This window comes from Streptomyces sp. NPDC005151 (genome assembly GCF_053599875.1).
The window spans coordinates 1-1076 of sequence record NZ_JBSFYR010000272.1 but is presented as its reverse complement, the minus strand read 5'-3'; the positions used below and the strand labels follow the sequence as shown (position 1 = coordinate 1076).

Below are 1076 nucleotides of genomic sequence, written 5' to 3'. Positions count from 1 at the left end.
GTCGGGGTCGGGGTCGGGGTCGGCGATGATGTCGTCGATGTCGCGCGGTACCGGCTCGGCGTCGTAGACGGCGCCCAGCGTGGCCATCCGCTTGCGCCCGTTCTTCTCCCCGGCCGACAGTCGTTTGTCCAGCTTGTTGCCGCCTTTGGCGGCGGCTGCCCTCGCGGTGGCCTCGCAGCGCGTCCGGCCTTATCACCACACCCTTGCCGTCCACCGACAGCACCAGCAGCGTGACGTTCGTGCACGGGGCCGGGACCAACGCGGCATAGAAGGAGTCGATGTCGGCGGCGGCGCCGATCGCCAGCTCGGCGACCTGCCGGTGGCCGACCCCGGCACCGGTCAGGGCGTTGACACGGCTGGTGGCCTCGGCGAACGAGCCGCGGGCCGCCTCGATCGCGGCCAGTTTCGCGACCCCGTGGGAGTGCATCGCGGCCGGCATGTTCAACACCGCGTCCGCGACGTGCAGATCACCGACCCCGGTACCCCGGTAGGCGATCCTGGTGGCGGTGACCTTCCCGAACACCGTGGCCAGGACACGCCCCCGGCCGCGCTCGATCCTCGTGCGCTCCACGCCGTCCGCGTCCACCACCTGCGGCACCCGGGTCTCGGTGAGCGAACGCAAGTTCAGATGGTCCTGGAACAACGACCGGGTCACCTCCCGCATCCGCGAGCCGAGCAGGTCCTCCAACTGCGAGTGCGTCAACTCCGCCGTGTCCGGCCCGGACAGATCCACGGTCACCTGCTCGAACAATCCCCGCGAGGCAGCGAACGCGTCCTCGGCCACCGCCAGACCAGCCGCCCCCACCACGCCGCTCACCGCGCACCGGCCCGGGAGGCCAGCGCGAACAGCCCCGACTCGACCTCGACAAGAATCCCGCGCTCAACCAGCCGCTTCAGCTTCGACCGCATACCCTCGCTATGGTTCGCCGCCGTTCCCAGGCCCACTCCGGCACACACGTCCTTGCAACGCAGCGAGCCCGGCGCCTCGGCGAAGACCACCAGGATCCGCCGGTACGCCTCCGAGGTCACCGTCGCATCCCCGGACGCCTCCGCCGCCAGCAGCACCGGAACCAACT

The 1076-nt window shown here is 70.8% G+C and carries 2 pseudogenes; both read right to left on the bottom strand.

From position 1 onward, the window contains the following. Nucleotides 1-808, bottom strand: a pseudogene (locus ACWD6R_RS40675) (hypothetical protein); the annotation flags it as partial. Nucleotides 809-813: 5 nt separating this feature from the next. After that, nucleotides 814-1076 (bottom strand): annotated as a pseudogene (locus ACWD6R_RS40670) (hypothetical protein); the annotation flags it as partial.